This is a genomic window from Erythrobacter sp. (assembly GCF_023653175.1).
Taxonomy (GTDB): domain Bacteria; phylum Pseudomonadota; class Alphaproteobacteria; order Sphingomonadales; family Sphingomonadaceae; genus Erythrobacter.
The window spans coordinates 1-21,166 of record NZ_JAMNXL010000042.1; the positions used below are offsets into that span (position 1 = coordinate 1).

The 21,166-nt window shown below is 68.7% G+C and carries 21 protein-coding genes; 14 read left to right on the plus strand and 7 right to left on the minus strand.

The features are described 5' to 3' along the window. The 3 genes from NBV68_RS06910 to NBV68_RS06920 form a co-directional block, all read right to left on the minus strand. A partial coding sequence (locus NBV68_RS06910) for an FAD-binding oxidoreductase (RefSeq protein WP_296308315.1) occupies positions 1-378 on the minus strand: 378 nt, incomplete at its 3' end. Positions 379-510: 132 nt separating this feature from the next. Next, the gene (locus NBV68_RS06915) at positions 511-1,560 is read right to left on the minus strand and encodes a Fe(3+) ABC transporter substrate-binding protein (RefSeq protein WP_296308317.1); all 1,050 of its coding nucleotides are present in this window, start codon (positions 1,558-1,560) and stop codon (positions 511-513) included. Positions 1,561-1,642: 82 nt separating this feature from the next. Beyond that, positions 1,643-2,665, minus strand: coding sequence for an ABC transporter ATP-binding protein (locus tag NBV68_RS06920; protein ID WP_296308320.1), 1,023 nt, complete (start codon positions 2,663-2,665; stop codon positions 1,643-1,645). Here NBV68_RS06920 and NBV68_RS06925 point away from each other — a divergent pair. The 7 genes from NBV68_RS06925 to rlmJ all read left to right on the plus strand — a co-directional run bounded on the left by NBV68_RS06925 (position 2,665) and on the right by rlmJ (position 9,631). Next, on the plus strand, positions 2,665-4,365 hold the full coding sequence (locus NBV68_RS06925) for an iron ABC transporter permease (protein WP_296308322.1): 1,701 nt from the start codon (positions 2,665-2,667) through the stop codon (positions 4,363-4,365). The two genes, NBV68_RS06920 and NBV68_RS06925, sit on opposite strands and share 1 nt — an antisense overlap. 102 nt (positions 4,366-4,467) lie before the next feature. Beyond that, entirely contained in the window at positions 4,468-5,469 is a 1,002-nt protein-coding gene (gene bchI / locus NBV68_RS06930; RefSeq protein WP_296308324.1) for a magnesium chelatase ATPase subunit I, read from the plus strand. Then, entirely contained in the window at positions 5,466-7,166 is a 1,701-nt protein-coding gene (locus tag NBV68_RS06935) for a magnesium chelatase subunit D (RefSeq protein ID WP_296308325.1), read from the plus strand. The genes bchI and NBV68_RS06935 overlap by 4 nt, the downstream gene beginning before the upstream one ends. Beyond that, a complete protein-coding gene (bchO, locus tag NBV68_RS06940; RefSeq protein WP_296308327.1) occupies positions 7,163-8,053 on the plus strand; it encodes an alpha/beta fold hydrolase BchO in 891 nt (296 codons plus the stop codon). Before NBV68_RS06935 ends, bchO begins: the two co-directional genes overlap by 4 nt. After that, a complete protein-coding gene (locus tag NBV68_RS06945) occupies positions 8,050-8,205 on the plus strand; it encodes a hypothetical protein (RefSeq protein WP_296308328.1) in 156 nt (51 codons plus the stop codon). The genes bchO and NBV68_RS06945 overlap by 4 nt, the downstream gene beginning before the upstream one ends. A gap of 47 nt (positions 8,206-8,252) precedes the next feature. Next, positions 8,253-8,801: a pseudouridine synthase gene (locus NBV68_RS06950; protein ID WP_296308329.1), complete on the plus strand. Its 549-nt coding sequence runs from the start codon at positions 8,253-8,255 to the stop codon at positions 8,799-8,801. Continuing rightward, on the plus strand, positions 8,798-9,631 hold the full coding sequence (gene rlmJ / locus NBV68_RS06955) for a 23S rRNA (adenine(2030)-N(6))-methyltransferase RlmJ (protein WP_296308331.1): 834 nt from the start codon (positions 8,798-8,800) through the stop codon (positions 9,629-9,631). The genes NBV68_RS06950 and rlmJ overlap by 4 nt, the downstream gene beginning before the upstream one ends. Positions 9,632-9,658: 27 nt before the next feature. Here the strand turns inward: rlmJ and NBV68_RS06960 are convergent, their stop codons facing one another. The 4 genes from NBV68_RS06960 to crtD form a co-directional block, all read right to left on the minus strand. Then, complete coding sequence (locus NBV68_RS06960; protein ID WP_296308332.1) at positions 9,659-10,318, minus strand: TrkA family potassium uptake protein; 660 nt, start codon at positions 10,316-10,318, stop codon at positions 9,659-9,661. Next, on the minus strand, positions 10,308-11,636 hold the full coding sequence (locus NBV68_RS06965; RefSeq protein WP_296308334.1) for a potassium transporter TrkG: 1,329 nt from the start codon (positions 11,634-11,636) through the stop codon (positions 10,308-10,310). Before NBV68_RS06965 ends, NBV68_RS06960 begins: the two co-directional genes overlap by 11 nt. Before the next feature lie 114 nt (positions 11,637-11,750). Continuing rightward, positions 11,751-12,470, minus strand: coding sequence for a hydroxyneurosporene dehydrogenase (locus NBV68_RS06970; RefSeq protein ID WP_296308336.1), 720 nt, complete (start codon positions 12,468-12,470; stop codon positions 11,751-11,753). Between the two features lie 119 nt (positions 12,471-12,589). Continuing rightward, entirely contained in the window at positions 12,590-14,155 is a 1,566-nt protein-coding gene (crtD, locus tag NBV68_RS06975; protein WP_296308337.1) for a 1-hydroxycarotenoid 3,4-desaturase CrtD, read from the minus strand. A 95-nt stretch (positions 14,156-14,250) separates the two neighbouring features. Here crtD and NBV68_RS06980 point away from each other — a divergent pair, with 95 nt between their 5' ends. The 7 genes from NBV68_RS06980 (at position 14,251) to pufA (ending at position 21,036) form a co-directional block, all read left to right on the plus strand. Continuing rightward, positions 14,251-15,375 carry a methyltransferase gene (locus NBV68_RS06980; protein ID WP_296308338.1) on the plus strand — a complete coding sequence of 375 codons (1,125 nt, stop codon included), beginning with the start codon at positions 14,251-14,253 and terminating at the stop codon, positions 15,373-15,375. A 127-nt stretch (positions 15,376-15,502) separates the two neighbouring features. After that, the gene (gene bchC, locus NBV68_RS06985) at positions 15,503-16,450 is read left to right on the plus strand and encodes a chlorophyll synthesis pathway protein BchC (protein WP_296308339.1); all 948 of its coding nucleotides are present in this window, start codon (positions 15,503-15,505) and stop codon (positions 16,448-16,450) included. Beyond that, the gene (locus NBV68_RS06990; protein WP_296308340.1) at positions 16,450-17,439 is read left to right on the plus strand and encodes a chlorophyllide a reductase iron protein subunit X; all 990 of its coding nucleotides are present in this window, start codon (positions 16,450-16,452) and stop codon (positions 17,437-17,439) included. Before bchC ends, NBV68_RS06990 begins: the two co-directional genes overlap by 1 nt. Further along, positions 17,436-18,971: a chlorophyllide a reductase subunit Y gene (bchY, locus tag NBV68_RS06995; RefSeq protein ID WP_296308342.1), complete on the plus strand. Its 1,536-nt coding sequence runs from the start codon at positions 17,436-17,438 to the stop codon at positions 18,969-18,971. The genes NBV68_RS06990 and bchY overlap by 4 nt, the downstream gene beginning before the upstream one ends. Further along, positions 18,968-20,428, plus strand: coding sequence for a chlorophyllide a reductase subunit Z (bchZ, locus tag NBV68_RS07000; RefSeq protein ID WP_296308343.1), 1,461 nt, complete (start codon positions 18,968-18,970; stop codon positions 20,426-20,428). The genes bchY and bchZ overlap by 4 nt, the downstream gene beginning before the upstream one ends. A gap of 174 nt (positions 20,429-20,602) precedes the next feature. Next, complete coding sequence (pufB, locus tag NBV68_RS07005) at positions 20,603-20,749, plus strand: light-harvesting antenna LH1, beta subunit (protein WP_017664714.1); 147 nt, start codon at positions 20,603-20,605, stop codon at positions 20,747-20,749. Between the two features lie 98 nt (positions 20,750-20,847). After that, positions 20,848-21,036, plus strand: a complete 189-nt coding sequence (gene pufA / locus NBV68_RS07010) for a light-harvesting antenna LH1, alpha subunit (RefSeq protein WP_017664715.1) — start codon at positions 20,848-20,850, stop codon at positions 21,034-21,036. The last annotated feature ends 130 nt before the right edge of the window (positions 21,037-21,166 follow it).

Genomic DNA, 21,166 nt, shown 5'->3' on the forward strand with positions numbered 1-21,166 from the left:
CATGAACAGCCGCTTGCCCGGCAGCAGCGCGTCGGTCACCAGCGTGCCCGTCGGCTTCTTGCCGAGGTAGATCGGATCGCCGACCTTGATGTGCTGGAGGCGCGAGGTCAGCGGGCCGTCCTGCACCTTGATCGACAGGAATTCGAGCTCCTCGGCGTAAGACGGCGAGGCGACCGAATAGGCGCGCAGCAGCGGCTTGCCGTTGTCGCCCGGCAGCCCGATCATCACGAACTCGCCCGAACGGAAGCGGAAGCTCGGCGGGCGCGTCATCTTGAGGCTGAAGAGCCCGTCGCACCAGTGGTGGACATCGGTGATGGTCTCGACGGAAAGCGCCGCGCTTTCGGTGAACTGGTCGCGGGTGAGAGCGGTTTGGGTCAAGACAGGCCTCGGATACAGGGGTGCGCCGTCCGGGAAGGGCGGCCAGATTGGCGGCGCAAATGGACGCTTCGGCCCCGCGCTTCAAGCTAGATTAGCGATAGGGCGTGAAAGCGGGCCTTGGTTTGCGCCGGATCAATTCCAGCCGGCAGCGTTGAACAGCAGGGCCGCGCGGGCCTGGTTCTTCCCGATCTCGGCGGCGCTCAGGGTGTCCGCCTTGAAGCTGCCGAGCTTCTCGACCGCCGAGGTCGGCGCGACGCCCACGGCGGCGGGGTATTCGTTGTTGCCGTTCGCAAGGAACTGCTGCGCCTTGTCCGAGGCGAGGTATTCGAGGAACTTCACCGCGTTCTCGCGATTGGGCGCGGTCTTGACCAGCCCTGCCCCGCTCATGTTGACATGGGTGCCGGTGGTGGCCTGATTGGGGAAGATGATGCCGATGGAGTCCAGCACCTTGCGCTTTTCGGGCGTGTCGAAGCGCGCGAGGTAATAGGTGTTGACCAGCGAGATGTCGCACTCGCCCGCCGCCACGCTCTCGATGTTCGACATGTCGTTGCCCTGCGGCGGGCGCTGGAAATTGGCGACGACGCCCTTGGCCCAGGCTGCCGCCTTGGCCTCGCCGTCATGCGATATCATGCTGGCGAGGAGCGCGATGTTGTAGACGCTCGAGGAGGAGCGCATGCAGAGGCGCCCCCGGAACTCCGGCTTGGCCAAGTCCTCGTAATTGACGAGACCGGCGGGCGCGCCCTTGGCCTTGTTGTAGATGATGATCCGCGCGCGGGTGGTGAGCGCGAACCAGCGGTTCTGCGGGTCGCGCAGGTTGGCGGGGATGCGCTCGGCCAGCACCTTCGAATCGACCGGAGCGAGGAAGCCCGCCTCCTCGGCGCGCCACAGGCGACCGGCGTCGACCGTGACGAACAGGTCGGCCTGGCTGTATTCGCCCTCGGCCGCGATCCGCTCGATCAGCGCGTCGGCATCGGCTTCGAGGCGGTTGACCTTGATGCCGCTGAAGCAGGTGAAATCCTCGTAGAGCGCAAGATCGGTGTCGTAGTGGCGCGAGGTGTAGACATTGACCACTCCCGCGGGGGCGGCGCAGGCGGCTTTGCCCGCGTCCTCACCTTCACCGGTGCAGGCGGACAGGGCAGCCAGAGCGGCGCTGGCGAGAGCGGGGAGAAACAGGTGCTTCATGCGGAGGACGGCTTTCACGGAAGAGGCTCGCGGGGTCGGTATTTGCGAATGACTTGCAATATTATCGCTCGCCGCGCAAGCCCTATGCGCGAAGGAATGCCCGCACACTCCCGGGATCGGGGACAACGCTATAGGTTCGCGCAGGATCGACCGACAGCACGGTCTCGACCGTGATCGCCGCCCCGTCAGCACCATCAAGCAGCACGCGGTTCCTCGGCCCCAACAGGTGAATGTCGCGCACCCGCCCGCCGCGCACATCGGCGACGGGCACCAGGCGGTCGGCCTGCACCAGCAGGTCGAGGCGGGTCGCGCCTTCCGGCAATTCGCCATTGAGGCTCTCGAACGGCCACAGCCCGAAAGCGGTATCGAGTCCGCCCTCCGCGACCATCCCCGGCACCACCTGCGCGCCCGAGAAAATCGCGCCGACCGAAGCGGTGGCGGGGGCCTCGTGGAGCTCCAAGGGCGTGCCGAACTGGACGATCCGCCCCGCCTCCATCACTGCGATCCGGTCGCCGATGTCGAGCGCCTCGGCGGGGTCATGCGTCACCAGCACCACGGTCGATCCCGCCTCGCGCAGCAGGATGCGGCATTCGCGGCGGAGGCTCCGGCGCAGCACGATGTCGACGCTGGCGAAGGGCTCGTCCATCAGCAGCACTTGCGGCTCGGGCGCCATCGCGCGGGCGAGCGCGGCGCGCTGCTGCTGGCCGCCCGAAAGTTCGTGCGGATAGCGCGCGCCCATCCCGGCGAGGCCGACCTTGGCGAGCCATGCGTCGGCCTCCCCGCGCCGCTCGCGCGGGAGGCCGAAGGCGACGTTGGCGGCCAGCGTCATGTGCGGGAACAGCGCGCCGTCCTGGAACACCAGGCCGACGGGCCGCGCCTCGGGCGGGGGGTTGTGGGCTGCGTCCGCCAGCACCTCATCGCCCAGCGCGATCTCGCCCTGCTGCACGCGCAGCAAGCCCGCCGCGAGCCCCAAAAGCGTTGACTTCCCGCAACCCGACGCGCCAAGCAGGCAGGTGATCTCCCCCGCGGGCGCGGTGAAGCTCACGTCCTTCAGCGCCTGCACCGCACCGTAAGCATGGGCAATATGTCGAAATTCGAGGCTCAATGGCGCTGTCCGCAAATCTACCGGTAGGCCGCCTTAGGCGAACTGCCAGCGGGGCTGCAAGCGGGCCGGCGAGAGGCGGCGCGGGTGCGGGCGGCTGGACGCTTGCCGCGCTGGCGCTGGCGGCGCTGGTCGGCATGCCGATCGCCGCGATTGCATTGGCTGCGCTCGGCGGCGGGGGCGGGTCCCTCACCGCGCTCGCGGGAACCGTGCTCCCCACCTACATCGCCAACACCGCGCTGCTGATGGCGCTGGCAGGCGGGATCGCCGCGGTGATGGGGACGGGCACGGCATGGCTCGTCGCCGCCACGCGCTTTCCCGGGCGGCGGGTGCTGAGCTGGGCGCTGGTGCTACCGCTGGCGCTCCCGGCCTATCTGGCCGCCTACATCTACGCCGGGCTGCTCGACTTTGCCGGGCCGGTGCAGACAGGTTTGCGCGCGGCCACCGGGTGGAGCGCGGGGGACTACTGGTTTCCCGACATCCGTTCGCTTGGCGGCGGAGCGCTCGTGCTGGGCTTCGTACTCTATCCTTACGTCTACCTCCTCGCGCGCACCGCCTTTGCCACACAGAGCCGCACCCAGTTCCGCGCCGCCCGCAGCCTCGGCGCAGCGCCTGCCCGCGCCTTCTGGCGCGTTGCGCTGCCCGCCGCGCGCCCTGCCATCGCCGGCGGCCTCGCGCTGGTGCTGATGGAGGTGCTCGCCGATTTCGGCGTCGCCGAATATTTCGCCATCCCGACCTTCTCGACCGGCATCTTCCGCTCATGGCTGGCGATGGGCGACAAGCCCGCGGCCCTGAAACTCGCCGCTGTCATGCTGGTCTTCGTCATCGCGCTGGTCGCGTGGGAGGCGCACACGCGGCGCGGGCGGAGCGACAGCCGCGACGGCCTCGCCGCCCGCGCGACCGACGAGCCGCTGGTGCACCTCTCGCCCGGCGGGAAGGCGCTCGTCTTCCTCGCCTGCCTCGTTCCGGTGCTGCTCGGCTTCGTGGTCCCCGCAGGCTACCTCGTCAGCCTCGCCATGACGCCGGTCGCGCAAGGATCGGCGGGCGAGCTTGCGACCTATCTGCGCTCCAGCCTGTGGCTCGGCTGCGTCGCGGCGGCGCTGTGCGTGGCCGCCGCGCTGTTGCTCGCCTTCGCCCGCGCGCGCTCGACATCGCGCCTCACCGCGGGCGCGATCCGGCTGGCGACGCTGGGCTATGCCCTGCCCGGCGCGCTGCTGGCGGTGGGCCTGCTCGCGCCGCTCGGAGCCTTCGACATCGCGCTCACCCGGGCCGCGCGCGACAGCCTCGGCTGGAGCGGGGGCCTGCTGCTGACCGGCACCAGCGCGGTGCTGGTCTATGCGCTCGGCGTGCGCTTCATGACGGTTGCTTACAACACGGTGAGCGGAGGGCTCGCGCGCATTCCCCCGGGCCTCGACGCCGCCGCGCGCAGCCTCGGCGCAGGGCCATCGCGGGTGCTGGCACGGATCTACGCCCCGCTGCTCGTCCCGAGCCTTGCGGGCGCCGCCGCGCTGGTCTTCATCGACACCCTGCGCGAGCTTCCCGCGACCCTGATCCTGCGCCCCTTCAACCTCGAAACCCTCGCCACCCGCACCTATCGCCTCGCGGGCGACGAGCGGCTGGTCGAGGCGGCGATCCCCGCGCTGATCCTGCTGGCGGCGGGGCTGCTGCCGGTGCTAGTGCTGAACCGGTTGGGGAAGCGCTAAGGTTGCAGACCGCCACCCAAGCTGGCCGCCCACAAAAACTGTCCAACCCGCTTGTCAGTCGGTCTTGTCCGACGCGCTTCAACCGTTCACAAGGCGCAGCACATGGCACGCTTTCCCTTCTCCGCAATCGTCGGTCAGGACGAGATGAAACAGGCCCTGCTGATCGCGGCGGTCGACCCTTCGATTGGCGGCGTCATGGTCTTCGGCGACCGCGGTACCGGCAAGAGCACCGCTGCGCGCGCGCTCGCCGGGCTGCTGCCGCCGATCATGGCGGCGGAAGGCTGCCCCTATGGCGCCTCGAAGGAAGATCAGGCGCGCTATCCCGAGGTCTGCGGACAGGGCAAGCTGGTCAAGCGCGCGGTGCCCTTCGTCGACATGCCCTTGGGCGCGACCGAGGACCGGGTGATCGGCAGCCTCGATCTGGAACGCGCGCTGCGTTCGGGCGAGAAGGCCTTCGAACCCGGTCTGCTGGCGAAGGCGCATCGCGGGTTCCTGTATATCGACGAGATCAACCTGCTTGAGGATCACCTGGTCGACCTGCTGCTGGATGTCGCGGCCTCGGGCGAGAATGTGGTCGAGCGTGAGGGCCTGTCGGTCCGCCACCCGGCCAAGTTCGTGCTGATCGGCAGCGGCAATCCGGAAGAGGGCGAACTGCGCCCGCAGCTGCTCGACCGCTTCGGCCTGTCGGTCGAGGTGCGCAGCCCCAAGGATATCGAGGTGCGCATCCAGATCATGCGGCTGGTCGCCGAGAACGAGCGTGACCCGGAAGGTTTCGCCGCGCGCTGGGCGGGCGAGGACGACGCGATCCTCAAGCGCGTGGCCAAGGGCAAGGCGCGGCTCGCCAAGCTGGAAGCGGGCGAGGATGTGCTGCGCGATGCCGCCGAGCTGTGCCTTGTGGTGGGTGCGGACGGCCTGCGCGGCGAGCTCACGCTGATGCGCGCGGCCCGCGCGCTGGCCGCGCTCGAGGGCGCGAAGAAGGTCACGCGCAAGCATCTGATCGCCATCGCCCCCTCGGCGCTTCGCCACCGGCTGCGGCGCGACGTGCTCGACGAGACCGGCTCCACCACGCGCATCACCCGGGCGATTGCCGAGCTGTTCGGATGACGCCGCCACCCGCCGCCGCCGCCGATCCGCTGGAAGATGCGGTGCTGGCGGCGCGGCTGTTTGCCCTCGCCCCGCAGGTGTTCAAGGGGATGGTGCTGCGCGGGGCCAGCCCGGCGCGCGAGGCGCTGGTCGCGGCGCTCGGCGAGGCCATGCAACTGCGTCGCCTGCCCGGCCATGTTGATGACGAGCGGCTGCTGGGCGGGATCGATCTTGCCGCAAGCCTTTCTGCCGGAAGGCCGGTGCGCCAGACCGGGCTGATCGAGGAAGCGCGCGGGGGCGCGCTGATCGCGGGCATGGCCGAGCGGATGGATAGCAGCATTGCCGGGCGGCTGGCGCAAGCGCTCGATGACGGCGCGGCGGCGCTGGTGTTGCTCGACGATGCAGTGGAGCCCGAGGAGGCGCCGCCTGCCAGCCTCACTGAAAGGCTGGCCTTCGCTTGCGACCTTTCGGCCTCGCGCCGCTGGCAGGGCGTGACGCTTGCGCCCCCCGCAGGCACGCTCCCAGCGGTCGCGCCGCTGGACCATGACGCGCTTGGGGCGCTCGCCGCGACGGCGGATGCGCTGGGGGTCGATAGCTTGCGCGCCCTCATTCATGCTTCTGAGGCCGCCCGCGGCCTCGCGGCACTGGCGGGACGCGATGCGGCCGGGACGACCGATCTCGCCGGCGCAGTGCGGCTGGTGCTCGCCCCGCGCGCGACCCGCTTGCCGCCGCAGGAAGACGAGGCCCCGCCCCCCGAGGAACCGCCATCGCCCCCCGAAGGCGAGCGCGACAACCAGTCGGACAGCGAGCAGCAACAGCAGGAACCCGATCTCTCCGAGATCCTCGTCGAGGCGGCCAAGGCGGCGATCCCGGCGGGGCTGCTCGAGAGCCTCGCCCAAGGCAAGGCCCCGCGCCGCGCTTCTTCGAGCGGCACCGGGCAGAAACGCAAGGCGGCGACCCGCGGCAAGCCCCTAGGCGCGCGCCCGGGGATGCCGCGCGGCGGGCACAAGCTCGCGCTGATCGACAGCTTGCGGGCCGCCGTCCCGTGGCAGGCCGTGCGCCGCCGCGAGGCCGGAACAGAGGCTGTCGCCTCCGGCATCATCATGCGCAAGGAGGACCTACGCATCCGCCGCTTCGAGGAGCGTAGCGCGCGCGTCACCATCTTCGCCGTCGACGCCTCAGGCTCCGCTGCCGCCGCGCGGCTCGCCGAGGCCAAGGGCGCGGTCGAGCTGATGCTGGGCCAGGCCTATGTCACCCGCTCCGAGGTGGCGCTGGTCGCCTTCCGCGGGACGAGCGCGGAACTGCTGCTCCCCCCCACCCGCTCGCTGACCCGCGCGCGGCGCACGCTGGCGGAACTCCCCGGCGGCGGGGGGACGCCGCTCGCGATGGGCCTCAATGCCGCGCGCGATGTGGCCGAGGCCGTCATCGCCAAGGGCCGCAGCGCCGCGCTGGTGATCCTCACCGACGGGCGCGCGAATATCGCCGCCGACGGCTCGCCCGGCCGCCCGCAGGCCGCCGCCGATGCCGAGAGCGCCGCCAAGGCCATCGCCTCGCGCGGGATCGACGCGCTGGTGGTCGACATCTCCGCCCGCCCGGGGCCGGAGGGCGCCGCCCTCGCCAAGGCCTTGGGCGGGCGCTTCCTCGCGCTGCCGCGCGCCGATGCGCGGATGCTGCAAGCCGCGATCCAGGCCGTCCAGCCACTGGGCAAGGCGGCATGAGCGCGCTCGACTGGCACCGTGAAGGCCTGATCTGGCCGCACCGCGAGGCCAGCACCTTTATCCGCACCGGCGCGGCGCGCTGGCATGTGCAGCGGATGGGCTCGGGACAGCCCCTGCTGCTGCTCCACGGCACCGGCGCCTCGGTCCATTCGTGGCGCGGGCTGATGCCGCTGTTGGCGCAGCATCATGACGTCATCGCTATGGACCTGCCGCGCCACGCCTTCACCACCGGCCACGATGCCTATGCGATGAGCCTGCCCGCAATGGCGCGCGAGGTGGCGCGGCTGATGGAGGCGCTCGAGGTCTCGCCCGCCGCGATCATCGGGCACTCGGCGGGCGCGGCGATCGCGCTGCAACTGGCGCTGGACCATGCCCACGAGGGGCCGATCGTCGGACTCTCCGCCGCGCTGCGGCCCTTCCCCGGCGCGATGGCGCAGATCTTCCCCGCCGTCGCCAAAGCGCTGTTCGTGAATCCGCTGGTGCCGCGCTTCTTTGCCGGGAGCATCGATCTGGTCGGCGGGGCGGAGAAGTTCATGTGGCGATCGACCCACTCGCGGATCGATCGCGAAGGCCTCGCCTGCTATGCCAAGCTGCTCAAGCACCCCGGCCACGCCGGGGGCGCGCTAGCGATGATGGCGAACTGGGATCTGCCCGCCTTGCGCGAGCGGATGGGCGCGGTGCAGAGACGCGTGCTCCTGGTCCACGGCGCGAAGGACCCCGCGATCCCGCCCGACTGGGCGCGCGATGCTGCCGGATGGCTCCCGAACGCCCGGCTGGAACTTCTCCCCGGCCTCGGCCATTTGGCGCATGAGGAAGCCCCCGAACTCGCCGCATCGCACATCACGGCGTTCCTCGAAGGAGCAGGCTTGGGAGAGGTAGCCCCATGAACTTCGGCTGGATCGAGATCGGGCTGTTCTATGGCGTCGCGGTCGCCTTCGGGCTGTGGCAGTATCTCGCCATGGACCGCAAGCTCAAGCAGACCCGCGCCGAGCGGGAGGCCAAGGAAGCCGCGACACGCGACAGCAAGCCGGAAGGCTGACGCCGCGACGGGGAGACAGACCCGCAAGCCCGCGATATGAGCGCGCGATGGCCCGGCTTCTCCTGTTCAACAAACCCTTCGGCGTGCTCTCGCAATTCACCGACAAAGGATCGCCCACCACGCGCGCGACCCTGTCGGACTTCATCACCGTAAAAGGGGTCTACCCCGCCGGGCGGCTCGACCGCGACAGCGAGGGACTGTTGCTGCTCACCGACGACGGGCGATTGCAGGCGCGCATCGCCGATCCGCGCTTCAAGCTGCCCAAGACCTACCTCGTGCAGGTCGAGGGCGATCCGCAGGAGACCGACCTCGCCCCCTTGCGCAGCGGCGTCCGCCTCAATGACGGGATGACCCTGCCCGCCGAAGCCACCCGCATCGACCCGCCCGATCTGTGGGAGCGCGACCCGCCGATCCGCCAGCGCAAGTCCATCCCCGATGCCTGGCTGAAGCTCACCATCCGCGAGGGGCGCAACCGGCAGGTGCGGCGCATGACTGCGGCGGTTGGCCTGCCCACCCTGCGGCTGGTGCGCTGGTCGATCGGCGACTGGAGGGTCGAGGGGATCGCGCCGGGCGAGGTCAGGGAAATCCGCGCATGAATTACCGCCACGCCTTCCACGCCGGCAACAGCGCCGATGTCGTCAAGCATGCCGTGCTGATCGCGCTCGTCCGCGCGCTTCAGCTCAAGGACAGCGCGCTGACGCTGATCGACACCCATGCGGGCTGCGGGCTCTATGACCTTCAGGGCGACGAGGCCGGGCGCACCGGCGAGGCGGCGGGCGGCGTGCTGCGCGCCTTTGCCCATGTGGCCCCCCTGCTTGACGACTACCGCGCCGCCGTGCGCGCCGTGAATGACGGGGCGTCCGAGCCCCGCCTCTACCCCGGAAGCCCGCGCATCCTTGCGCAAGGTTTGCGCCCGCAGGACAGCCTGATCCTCAACGAGAAGCACCCCGAGGACGCGCGCGCCTTGCGCGAGGCGATGAAGGGCACCCCCGCCGCCATCCACACGCGCGACGCCTACGAGCTGTGGCTCGCCATGCTCCCGACGCGGACCCCCAGGGGCGTGGTGGTGGTCGACCCGCCCTACGAGGCGACCGACGAGCGCGCCCGCATCACCGCCACCCTCGCCGCAGCGCACCGCAAGTGGGCGCACGGGGTGACGGTGATCTGGTATCCGCTGAAAGAACGGCCCGCGCATGCCCTGTGGAAGGACAAGCTGCGCCGGACAGGCATCACGAAGTTCCTGAACGTCGAGCACTGGCTCTACGATGCCGACCAGCCGGGGATCTACAACGGCGCAGGCCTGTTCATCGTCAACCCGCCCTATGCCTTCACCCAAGGCCTGCCGCCGCTCCTCGAAGCCCTGCGCCATGCCCTCGCTCCCGAGGGGCACCGGGGCACGCTCACCGCCGAGTGGCTGGTCGCCTGAAGGCAAGCTCCCGCCGCAGTCTCCCGGTCAGATCGTGGAGAACCGCTCGATATCGGCGATCCGGCCCGACACCACCAGCTCGTCCTCGGGGAAGATCAGCGTGTCGGGCACCGCATGGATGAAGGCCTCGCCCTTGCGCTTCACGCCCACCACGGTGACGTTGTACTTCTTGCGGCAGGCGCTGGTCATCAGCGGCAGCCCGACGATCGGCTCGGGCGCGCTCAGGCGGGCGATGGCGAACTCATCGTCGAAGGCGATGAAGTCGAGCAGCCGCTCGTTGAGCAGATGCGCCACCCGCTCGCCCATACGCTCTTCCGGAAATACCACGTGGGTTGCGCCGATGCGCTCGAGGATGCGCGCGTGATTGGCGTTGCAGGCCTTGGCCCAGATGTTGGTGAGGCCCATGTCGGCCAGCGCCAGCACGGTGAGCACGCTGGCCTCGACATCGCTGCCGATGCCGACCACCGCCGTGTCGAAATCGGCCGCGCCCAGCTGGCGCAGCACTGCAGGATCGGTGCAATCGGCCTCGACCACCTTGGTGAGATGCTCGGCATGGTCCTGCACCAGATCAGGGTGGCGGTCGACCCCCAGCACTTCGGTGCCCATGCTGGCGAGCCGCCGCGCGACCGCGCCGCCGAACCGGCCCAGTCCCACCACCAGAACAGGCTTGCGTTTGTCAGCCGACAATGAGGTTCTCCTGAGGATAACGATAAAGCTGCGGGGTGCGGACCAGCGCCAGCGCCGTGGCAAAGGTGATCGTGCCGACGCGGCCGATGAACATCAGCATCACGATCACAACCTGAGCGGACGGCGGCAGATCGGCGGTGATGCCGGTCGACATCCCGACCGTGGCGAAGGCCGAGATGCATTCGAACAGCACCTCGCCCAGCGGCAGGGTGGTGATCGAGACGATATAGGTCGTGGCCGCAAACACCAGCGCGGCCGACAGCACGGTGACGGTCAGCGCCTGGCGTTCGACCTCGTGCCCGAAGCGGCGGCCGAAGAGGCCGACATCGCGGCGGCCCTGCACCTCGGCCAGCAGGATCGCGAACAGCACGACAAAGGTCGTCACCTTGATCCCTCCCGCCGTGCCCGCGCTGCCGCCGCCGATAAACATCAGGAGGTAATTGACCATCAGGGTCGAATCCCGGAACGCGCCCACATCCAGACTGTTGAACCCCGCCGTGCGCGGCATCACCGAATGGAAGGCTGCGTTGAGCAGCTTGTCGCCCAGCATCATGGGCCCGAGCGTTGCGGCATTGTTCCACTCCATCGCCAGGATCGCTGCAAAGCCCAGCACCAGCAGCCCGGCCGAGCCATAGACCGTCACCTTGGAATGAAGCGACCAGCGGCGCCAATCCAGCCGCTTGTCGCGCAGGTCCTGCATTACCGGAAAGCCGATCGCGCCGAGCGTGATCGCGGCCATGATCGGCACGAGGATCAGCGGATCGCTCTGATAGCCGATGACGCTGTCGGCGTGGGTCGAGAAACCGGCATTGTTGAAGGCGCTGATCGAATGGAACACCCCGTTCCAGATCGCCGCGCCGGGGCTCATGTCATAGGAGTATCCCATCCGGACCGACAGGATGAGGGCGATCACCGCTTCGACCGCGAGAGTCACGCCCAGCACCAGCTTGAGCACCGAGAGCGCATCGCCGCGTTCGAGCCGGCCGCGCTCGACCTGGGTGGCGAGCCGGTCATGCAGCCCGAACCCGCGCCCCGCGAGCAGCCCGAACAGGGTCGCCGCGGTCATGATCCCCAGCCCGCCGATCTGGAACATCAGCAGGATCACCACCTGTCCGAAAGGCGACCAGTAGGAGCCGGTATCGACCACCACCAGCCCGGTCACGGCAATCGCCGAGGTGGTGGTGAACAGCGCGGTCAGCAGCGGGGCGCGGCTGCCGTCGGCGGTGGCGAAGGGCAGGCTGAGCAGCACGGTGCCGATCACAATCGCGATCGCGAAAAGGCTCGGCACCAGCCGGATCGGATCGCGCAGCAGCTTCATCCAGCGCGAAGTGCCGCAGCTTCTTGCCGAGAGCAAGGTGGAAGGGACGCCCGCGCGCACCCGAGCCGGGCGGCGCGGGGCCGTGCGGGTCGCGCTGGCCCCGCGCTGCCGCGTCTAGCGCGCGCGGCGCGGCATCCTGTAGGGGAGCATGAACTGCACCAGCTTCGAGGAGAAGCGGCGCATGTCGAGGCTCTCCTGCACTGCGACCACCTCCTCGCCGAGGAAGCGCGAGGCGAGCTCGCTGCGGGCGTAGAAGGGGGTGTCCTCCCAGGTGCGGCGGACCTCGGCCACGCCGATGTCGGAGCGGGTGCGGCGGGTGATGCCCCACTTGCTCGATGGCAGCGCGGCGATCGGCGGCAGCTCGACCGGCTCGGGCACGCCGTGGCGGTCGAAGCGCAGCGCGCTGGCGAACAGCGAGCCGTCGCCACGCTCGCCCTCGTAGCACACAAGCGCGCCCTGCTTGAGGTGCGCGCGCGACCAGTGCCAGGTGTTGAAGCCGCTCTCGAGCGGCTCGGACCCGCGGTTGTGGTCGAGATAGGCCTTGCCGCTCCACGAGACTCCGGGGGACGTCATCTCCACCTCGATCCGCGCGCAGGGGGCAAGGCAGTGCCAGATGTGGTTCTCGGCAGCATCGAGCGCGAAGGCGGTGCGGTTGAGCATCTCGGGGAAGACGCGGATCGTGCCGGCGACCTTGCGCTGCCAGGGAACGAACAGGCGGGTGTCGCCCTCGAGGATGTCGATGGTGAGCGCGCCGTTCTCCCAGCGCACGGTGCTGGGGCCGATGGCGAGGTTGGAGGCGTCGCGCGTGACGGCGCTCGCCCCGCGCTCGGTCATAACCCAGCGGTGCTGGGGCCCGTAGAGCGCGACGTTGAGGCAGGAATGGTCGAGCGGGTCGCCGCGCCCGGAGCGCTTGTAGTAGGGCGAGAAGACCGAGCCCAGAAAGGCGATGATGGTCAGCCCGTGCTGCCCGTCGTCGCTGATCGCGTCGACATACCACCAGGTGTAGCCGCCGGGCGCGATCGCCTCATCGAAGCGAGGTCCTTCGCGATCACCCGCGTGGCCAGCTGCCCGGACAAGGCTGCCATAGGGACGCCGGCCGCCGGATGGGTCGCCCCGCCCGTGCAGTAGAGCCCGGGCAGCGGGGTCTTCGGACCCTGTCGCTGGAAGGAGGCCGCCCAGCCGTGCGACGCTCTGCCATAGAGGGCGCCGCCCGTGGCCGGGAAGAGGTGCTCCCAGTCCTGAGGCGTCATGAGCTGGTGCGGGAAGGGTTCGTCCAGTGTCAGGCCGCAGCGCTTGAGCGTTGCCATCATGGCGCTTGTGCATCGGGCTCTCTCCTCGGGGGTGTAGGTGTGGACGTCTCCGTCGGCAGGGGCGTTGACGATGATCTGGAGGCGCTCGCGGCCTGTCGGCGGCGGCGCATGGCGGTCGGCGCCGCGGTCGATGGCGCAGACATAGACGGTCGGCTCGGACGGGGTGCGTCCGGCGGCGATGTCGCGGAACTCGGCGGCATAGTCGCGCGAGAAGAAGACGTTGTGGTGGGTCAGCTCAGCGCCGCAGGTCTCGGCATGGGCATACCAGACGAGCGCGGAGAGCGAGCGTTTGGCGGGCGGGATGGCCGGGACGGCGCGCATCGCCGCCGCGCCGAAACGCCCGGTGGCGAGCGCAGAAGGATCGCCGTTGCAGATGACGGTGTCGGCGACGATGACCTCGCCCGAGGCCAGCCTGACGCCACTGGCGCGCCCATCCGCGGTCAGAACTTCAGCGACGGCAGAGCCGGTGCGCACCCGCGCTCCCTGCCTTGTCGCGAGGGTGGCGAGCGCCTTGGCGAGCGCATGAATCCCGCCTTCGATCAGCCACACCCCCTGTGCCTCGAGATGCGCGATCAGCATCAGCGTGGCAGGCGCCTTGTAGGGGGAGGAGCCGCAATAGGTGGCGTAGCGGCCGAACAGCTGCTGCAGGCGCGGATCGGCAAAGTGCTCGCCGAGCGCGGTCCAGAGCCGGTCGAAGGGCCGCATCGCCAGCATCTCGGGGAGCTTGGCGAGGCCCATGCGCCACATCATCGGCAGCGGTGTCGAGGCCTTGTCGCCATGCAGGAAGGGGTCCTCGAGGACGTTGAAGATCCGCGCCGCCTCGGCCGCGAAACCCGCGTATCCGCGTGCAGCCTCGGGCCCGGCAAAGCGGCCGACCGCGTCCACGCTGGCGTCATGGTCGGCAAACAGATCGAGCGGCCCGACCGCATCGTCCCACCAGTGGCGCGCGAGCACCTCGGCCTTGCGGACGGTGACATGATCCTCGAGCCGCGCTCCGCAGGCCGCGAAGATCTCGTCGAACACGCGGCGATAGGTGAAGACGGTCGGACCCCCGTCGATCTCCGCTCCGTCGACCGCGACGCGGCGCGCCTTGCCGCCGACCCAGGGCTCCTTCTCGAGCACGGTAACATCGCATCCGCGCGCCGCCAGCAGCGCGGCGCTGGTAAGCCCGCCGATGCCTGCCCCGATGACGACGACTCGCCCGCTCACTTGCCCTCGCTCCCGTCCATCCTCGCGATTATCATTGACCTTACGGCTCCATCTGTCCAATTATTTAGACATATGGCCCGTAAAGCACCCACCAAGTGAGCCGCTGGGCCGCCTTCAAGCTCGGCTATGTGGCGCGCCGCAACCGGGTTTTCGCGAGTCCGAAGTTCCAGCACTGGGCCGCGCGCCTGCCGCTGATCCGCTGGATCGCGCGTGCCCGCGCGAACGGCGCCTTCGATCTCCTCGCCGGGTTCACCTACTCGCAGGTGCTGCGCGCCTATGTCGAAGGCGGGCTGTTCGACGTCCTCAAGGACGGCCCGCTCGGTGCAGGCGTGATCGCCGGGCGGATGGGGCTGAGCGAGGAGGCCGCCCTCACCCTGCTGCGCGCCGGTCGGCCGCTGATGCTGGCGGAGGAACCCGTCCCCGATCACTGGATGCTCGGCGAGCAAGGTGCTGTTTTTGCGTCGAACCCCGGTGTGCAGGCAATGGTGCGGCACCACCGCCTGCTCTATGCCGATCTTGCCGATCCGCTCGCGCTGCTCAGGGCCGATCGCGCCGCGCCGACCGCGCTCTCGCGCTTCTGGACCTATGCCGGCGCGCTCCAGGGCGTCTCGACACGCGGCGAGGACACCGCGGAATATTCGCAGCTGATGGCCGCCTCGCAGCACTTCGTGGCGGACGAGGTGCTGGCGAGCATGACGTTCCGGGATGTCAAAAGGCTGCTCGATGTCGGCGGCGGACACGGCGCGTTCCTGCGGCATATCGGCACCGCGTGGCCGCACCTCGCGCTCGGCCTGTTCGATCTGCCCGAAGTCGCCGCCACCGGGGCCGAGGTGCTTGGCGAGGCGCTGGGCGAGGCCCGCGTCACCGCGCATCCGGGCAATTTTTTCAGTGATTCCATACCACAAGCCTATGACATGGTGTCGCTGATCCGCATCCTCCACGATCACGATGACGCGCCGGCACAGGCGCTCTTGGGCAATATCCGCAAGAGCATGTCCCCGGGCACGCGCCTCCTCATCGCCGAGCCGATGGCGCGCATCGCCGGTGCCGAGGCGATGGGGGAGGCCTTCTTCTGCCTTTACCTGTGGGCGATGGGCTCCGGCCGCCCGCGCAGTCCGGCCGAAATCATCGCCATGACCCGCGCCGCCGGATTCGCCAGCGCGCGCTTCGTCGCAACTGCGCAACCCGTTAACGCAAGCATCGTCATCGCCACTGCCTGAGCATAATTTGTCCAAGTTGTTTGACAGTGCGAACCGTAAGGCGTAGCAAACAGTCGGGAGAACGTAGCTGCGGGGTTTTCGAATCGGCGTTCGCGCCTCGAATTCCACCTCAGGGGAGACCGAGGGAATGAACACGCTGGCCGTCATACTCGAAGCACCGGAGCGCCTCGCTCTGCGGGCGCTTGAGATGAAGCCGGTGGAAGCTTCGGACGTTCTCGTCGAGATCGCCTGGAGCGGGATCAGCACCGGCACCGAGAAACTCCTGTTCACCGGCCGCATGCCGCCCTTCCCGGGTCTCGGCTATCCGCTGGTTCCGGGTTACGAATCGGTCGGCCGCATCACCGACGCCGGGCCTGAAGCCCGCGCGCGGATCGGCGACTGGGTCTTCGTTCCGGGAGCAAACTGCTACACCGATGCGCGCGGCCTCTTCGGAGGAACCGCGCGCCGCGTGATAGTGCCGTCGGCGCGAGCGATGCCGATCCCCGAGCATCTCGGCGAAGCCGGGGTGCTCTGTGCCCTCGCGGCGACGGCACTACACGCGATCAAGGGCGGCTTTGCCCGGCGCGAGGCTTTGCCTGACCTCATCATCGGCCACGGCGTGCTCGGTCGCCTGCTCGCCCGGCTGACGCTGGCGCTGGGCGGCACGGCCCCCACCGTGTGGGAAACCAACCCTGCCCGCCGCGCGGGCGCGGCAGGCTACAATGTCATCGACCCTGCCGCCGACGACCGGCGCGATTATCACGCGATCTATGACGCCAGCGGCGATGCCGGTCTGATCGACGACCTGATCATGCGCCTTTCCAAGGGCGGCGAGATCGTGCTCGCCGGCTTCTATTCCGAACGCGTCAGCTTCGCCTTCCCGGCCGCCTTCATGCGCGAGGCGCATTTCCGCGTCGCCGCCGAATGGCAGCCCGGCGACCTCGCCGAAACGCGGGCGCTGATCGAATGCGGGAGGCTCGATCTCAAGGGCCTCGTCACCAACCGGCGTCCTGCCGGAGAGGCGCTCGACGCCTACCCCCAAGCCTTCAGCGATCCCGATTGCCTGAAGATGGTCCTCGATTGGAGCGAATGCTGATGTCCGTGCTTGATACCCAGGCGGCCGACCTTCGCGAAGAAGCCAGCCACGAACCCGATCCGGTGCACACCGGTGAAGTGAAGTCCGAAACGCAGGTCATCGCGATTTACGGCAAGGGCGGTAGCGGCAAGAGCTTCGCGCTCTCCAACTTGAGCTACATGATGGCCCAGCAGGGCAAGCGCGTGCTACTGATCGGCTGCGACCCCAAGAGCGACACCACCAGCCTGCTGTTCGGCGGGAAGAGCTGCCCGACGATCATCGAAACCTCCTCCGCCAAGAAGCTGGCCGGCGAGGAAGTGCGCATCGAGGATGTATGCTTCCAGCGTGACGGCGTCTTCGCGATGGAACTCGGCGGCCCCGAAGTCGGGCGCGGCTGCGGCGGGCGCGGGATCATCCACGGCTTCGAACTGCTCGAGAAGCTGGGCTTCCACGACTGGGGCTTCGACTACGTCCTGCTCGATTTCCTCGGCGACGTGGTGTGCGGCGGCTTCGGCCTGCCGATTGCGCGGGACATGTGCCAGAAGGTGATCGTGGTCGGATCGAACGACCTGCAATCGCTCTACGTCGCCAACAACGTGTGCCAGGCGGTCGAATATTTCCGCAAGATGGGCGGCAATGTCGGGGTGGCCGGCATGATCGTCAACAAGGATGACGGCACGGGCGAGGCCAAGGCCTTCGCCGAAGCGGTCGGCATCCCGGTGCTCACCGCGATCCCCGCCAACGAGGATATCCGCCGCAAGAGCGCCAATTACCAGATCATCGGCATCCCCGGCACCGAATGGGCGAGCCTGTTCGAGGAGCTGGCGATCAACGTCGCCGAAGCCCCGCCGCTGCGGCCGACCCCGCTGACGCAGGACGGCTTGCTCGGCCTGTTCAGCGCCGACATCACCGGCGCCAATGTCGAGCTCGTCCCCGCGACCCAGGCCGACATGCGCGGCGGCGTCTACGAGACCAAGCCCACCCTCGAAGTGATCTACGACGAGGCATGAGCGACGCTTTCAGCCCCCCCGCGTCACGCGCCCCGGACCGGATCGAGCTTGGCTCGGCCCCGGCGGTCGAAGGCGGCTGCGCGTCGAAGGACACCATGAACGAGGCCGCCCGCGCCGCCGGCAAGAGCGAGATCCTCGATCAATATGCGGCTGACTATCCGGTCGGCCCGCATGACCAGCCGCAGTCCATGTGCCCCGCCTTCGGGAGCCTACGGGTGGGCCTGCGCATGCGCCGCACCGCGACCGTGCTCTCGGGCTCGGCCTGCTGCGTCTATGGCCTGACCTTCACCTCGCACTTCTACGGCGCGCGGCGGACGGTCGGCTATGTGCCCTTCTCCTCGGAAACGCTGGTCACCGGCAAGCTGTTCGAGGACATCAAGGAAGCCGTCGAAGGCCTCGCCGACCCCGAGAATTACGACGCGATCGTCGTCACCAACCTGTGCGTCCCCACCGCGAGCGGCGTGCCGCTGCGCTTGCTCGGCAAGGCGATCAACGGCGTGCGGATCATCGGCATCGACGTGCCGGGCTTCGGTATCCCCACTCATGCGGAAGCCAAGGACGTGCTCGCCGGCGCGATGCTCGCCTATGCCCGCGAGGAAGTGATGTCCGGCCCGGTTGCCGCCCCGCGCGAACGCACCGACCTGCCGAGCGTCGCCCTGCTTGGCGAAATGTTCCCGGCTGACCCCGTGGTGATCGGGCAAATGCTCGCACCGCTTGGGCTTGCAGCCGGCCCCGTCGTGCCGACCCGCGAATGGCGCGAGCTTTACGCCGCATTGGATTGCGCGGTTGTCGCCGCGATCCACCCCTTCTACACCGCCTCGATCCGCGAATTTGAAGCCGCAGGCCGCCCGGTGATCGGTTCTGCCCCCGTGGGCGCGGACGGCACGGCCGCATGGCTGCAATCGCTCGGCGACGTCATGGGCCTGCCGCAGGCCAAGGTCGACGGCGTCAAGGACGCGATGATCGCTGCCTGCAAGGGCGCGCTCGCCAACATGCCGATCAAGGGGCGCATCACCGTCTCGGGCTATGAGGGCTCGGAGCTTCTGGTCGCCCGCCTGCTGGTCGAAAGCGGCGCGGACGTGCGCTATGTCGGCTCGGCCTGCCCGAAAACCCGCTGGTCGGATGCCGACCGCGAATGGCTCGAGGCGCGCGGCGTGGCTGTGCAGTTCCGCGCCAGCCTCGAGCAGGACATCGCCGCGGTCGAGGAATATCGCCCCGATCTCGCCATCGGCACCACTCCGGTGGTCCAATATGCCAAGTCGCGCGCGATCCCCTCGCTGTACTTCACCAACCTCATCTCGGCCCGCCCGCTGATGGGCCCGGCAGGCGCTGGCAGCCTCGCTACGGTCATCAACGCCGCGATGGGCAACAAGGCGCGCTTCGATGCGATGCGCGATTTCTTCGAAGGCGTGGGCACCGAGCATGCCGCAGGCGTGTGGGAAGAGCTTCCCGTCGACCGGCCCAAGTTCCGCAAGAAATACGCCGCCCTCAACGAGGCCGCGCGCAAGGCAGCGGAGGCGATCGGATCATGACCCTCGTCCTCGACCATGACCGCGCTGGCGGCTACTGGGGCGCCACCTACGTCTTCACCGCGGTGAAGGGCTTGCAGGTCATCATCGACGGCCCGGTGGGCTGCGAGAACCTGCCCGTTACCTCGGTGCTCCACTACACCGACGCCCTGCCACCGCATGAACTCCCCATCGTCGTCACCGGCCTTGGCGAGGAAGAGCTCGGCAAGACCGGCACGGAAGGCGCGATGAAGCGCGCGTGGAAGACCCTCGATCCCGAGCTGCCCTGCGTGGTGGTGACCGGCTCGATCGCCGAGATGATCGGCGGCGGCGTCACGCCCGAGGGCACCAATATCAAGCGCTTCCTGCCGCGCACCATCGACGAGGACCAGTGGCAGTCCGCCGATCGCGCGCTGACCTGGCTGTGGACCGAATTCGGACCCAAGAAGAAGCCCGCCCCCCGAGATCTCAAGAACGGCGAACGCCGCGAGGGCGAAAAGCCGGTCGTCAACATCATCGGCCCCTCCTACGGCATGTTCAACATGCCGTCCGATCTCGCCGAGATCCGCCGTCTGGTCGAAGGCATCGGCGCCGAGGTCGGCGTGGTCTTCCCCTTGGGCACGCACCTTGCCGACATCGCCAAGCTGGGCGCGGCGGATGCGAACATCTGCCTCTACCGCGAGTTCGGCCGCAACCTGTGCGAAACGCTCGAGCGGCCCTATTTCCAGGCCCCCGTCGGCCTGTCGCAGACCACCAAGTTCCTGCGCGCGCTCGCCGCCGAGCTCGGCCTCGATCCCGAGCCCTTCATCGAGCGCGAGAAGCACACCACCATCAAGCCGCTCTGGGATTTGTGGCGTTCCGTGACGCAGGACTTCTTCGGCACCGCGAGCTTCGGCATCGTCGCCAACGAGACCTATGCGCGCGGCATCCGCCACTTCCTCGAAGACGACATGGGCCTGCCCTGCGCTTTCGCCTTCTCGCGCTGCGCCGGGGTCAAGCCGGTCAACGAAGAGGTGCGCGCCGCGATCCGCGCCAATCCGCCGCTGGTGATGTTCGGCAGCTATAACGAGCGGATGTACATGGCCGAGTGCGGCGCGCGCGGGATGTATATCCCCGCAAGCTTCCCCGGCGCCGCGATCCGCCGCCACATCGGCACGCCCTTTATGGGATACTCGGGCGCGACCTATCTGGTGCAGGAAGTGTGCAATGCGCTGTTCGATGCGCTGTTCCACATCCTCCCGCTCGGGACCGAGATGGACAAGGTCGAGGCGACCCCTGCGCGGAACGAAGCGCAATTGACCTGGGACAATGACGCCAAGGCCAAGCTCGACCAGCTTGTCGAGGCCCAGCCGGTGCTGATCCGCATCTCCGCCGCCAAGCGTCTGCGCGACGCGGCCGAGCGGACCGCGCGCAGCCGCGGCGAGACCGAAGTTACGGCAGATTGCCTCGCCGAGGCACTGCTCGAAGGAACGGGAGCATGAACATGACCCCTGCCCTTCATACCAGTTTGTCGCTGCTGCGGGTCACCCCCGCATCGGCACAAGCCCATGCCCCCCTTCCTGAGGGGGCTCTCCAATCCACGTGGGGGATCACGCGGGGATGTCGACGGGGGCTTTCGGGCTCCCAATCCTACCCAAGTAAGCGGAGAAAACCCGATGAACGAACGTATCGGAACGCACCTGACGCCTGAAGAGGCACAGGAAATCCACAAGGGCTTCATGGGCACCTTCACCATCTACGTGGTGATCGCGCTCGTCGCTCACGCGCTCGTCTGGGCCGACAAGCCCTGGCTGCCGATCTGATCAATAGCCGGTTTGCGGTCGTGATCGCGGGGTAACCCTCCGCGCATTGACGCCTAAAACTCCGACTATTCTTTGCAATACATTCGAAGGAATTCACTATGTGGAGACTTTGGTTCTACTTTGACATCCGTCGCACGCTTGTGGCGCTGCATGTCGGTCTCGCCGTTCTGGCGTTCACCATCCACTTCATCCTGCTCAGCACCGATCGTTACAACTGGCTCGAAGATGCCAGCGCTGCGCCGGCTGCGGCTGCTGTGACCTCGTCGGAAGCTCCGGCGGCGGGATAGCAACCACGAATGTGAGGGGGCAGGTTCGCCTGCCTGCCTCCTAACACTCGTCGAACAACCCTATTGAACCCGCCCTTGTGGTGGGGAGGATGGACCTATGGCGCTCCTTAGTTTCGAGCGGAAATACCGC

Excerpts from the sequence above, each read along its gene's own strand:
- NBV68_RS06915 (WP_296308317.1), bottom strand. The coding sequence starts at position 1,560 with ATGAAGCACCTGTTTCTCCCCGCTCTCGCCAGCGCCGCTCTGGCTGCC.
- NBV68_RS06925 (WP_296308322.1), top strand. The coding sequence starts at position 2,665 with ATGGCGCTGTCCGCAAATCTACCGGTAGGCCGCCTTAGGCGAACTGCC.
- bchI (WP_296308324.1), top strand. The coding sequence starts at position 4,468 with ATGGCACGCTTTCCCTTCTCCGCAATCGTCGGTCAGGACGAGATGAAA.
- NBV68_RS06935 (WP_296308325.1), top strand. The coding sequence starts at position 5,466 with ATGACGCCGCCACCCGCCGCCGCCGCCGATCCGCTGGAAGATGCGGTG.
- bchO (WP_296308327.1), top strand. The coding sequence starts at position 7,163 with ATGAGCGCGCTCGACTGGCACCGTGAAGGCCTGATCTGGCCGCACCGC.
- NBV68_RS06945 (WP_296308328.1), top strand. The coding sequence starts at position 8,050 with ATGAACTTCGGCTGGATCGAGATCGGGCTGTTCTATGGCGTCGCGGTC.
- NBV68_RS06950 (WP_296308329.1), top strand. The coding sequence starts at position 8,253 with ATGGCCCGGCTTCTCCTGTTCAACAAACCCTTCGGCGTGCTCTCGCAA.
- rlmJ (WP_296308331.1), top strand. The coding sequence starts at position 8,798 with ATGAATTACCGCCACGCCTTCCACGCCGGCAACAGCGCCGATGTCGTC.
- NBV68_RS06965 (WP_296308334.1), bottom strand. The coding sequence starts at position 11,636 with ATGAAGCTGCTGCGCGATCCGATCCGGCTGGTGCCGAGCCTTTTCGCG.
- NBV68_RS06970 (WP_296308336.1), bottom strand. The coding sequence starts at position 12,470 with ATGACCGAGCGCGGGGCGAGCGCCGTCACGCGCGACGCCTCCAACCTC.
- bchC (WP_296308339.1), top strand. The coding sequence starts at position 15,503 with ATGAACACGCTGGCCGTCATACTCGAAGCACCGGAGCGCCTCGCTCTG.
- NBV68_RS06990 (WP_296308340.1), top strand. The coding sequence starts at position 16,450 with ATGTCCGTGCTTGATACCCAGGCGGCCGACCTTCGCGAAGAAGCCAGC.
- bchY (WP_296308342.1), top strand. The coding sequence starts at position 17,436 with ATGAGCGACGCTTTCAGCCCCCCCGCGTCACGCGCCCCGGACCGGATC.
- bchZ (WP_296308343.1), top strand. The coding sequence starts at position 18,968 with ATGACCCTCGTCCTCGACCATGACCGCGCTGGCGGCTACTGGGGCGCC.
- pufB (WP_017664714.1), top strand. The coding sequence starts at position 20,603 with ATGAACGAACGTATCGGAACGCACCTGACGCCTGAAGAGGCACAGGAA.
- pufA (WP_017664715.1), top strand. The coding sequence starts at position 20,848 with ATGTGGAGACTTTGGTTCTACTTTGACATCCGTCGCACGCTTGTGGCG.